General features: G+C 66.3%; 1 pseudogene. It reads left to right on the forward strand.

The window, feature by feature from the left end:
- Window positions 1-7: 7 nt before the first annotated feature.
- Window positions 8-406, forward strand: a pseudogene (locus AC1D0P_RS30880) (hypothetical protein); the annotation flags it as partial.

Below are 406 nucleotides of genomic sequence, written 5' to 3' on the forward strand. Positions count from 1 at the left end.
GATCTCGATCACCGGCGGTCGCGACATGACCCTCTTCGAAGTCGACGAGGCCGCGACCCGTATCCGCGAAGAAGTCGATGCGGACGCCAATATCATCCTCGGCGCCACATTCGACGAAGCATTGGAAGGCATTATCCGCGTCTCTGTCGTCGCGACCGGTATCGATCGCGCGGCAGGAGCGGCTGATCCGCGCCCTTTTGAGGTAAGGCCGGTCGCACGGCCGGTTGCCCGTCCCCAGGTGCAGGCTCAGCAGCCGGTCGCCGCGGCACCTGCCGCCGTGATCACGCCGCAGCCGGTGGCGCCGCAGCCTGTGCTGCAGCAGCCGGCCTATCAGCCTGATCCGATTGCGGAGCAGATTCGCGCCGCCGAGATGGACATGGAGCGCGAGCTCGAAATTGCTGTCGCC

Source organism: Polaromonas sp. P1_G2 (genome assembly GCF_056405515.1).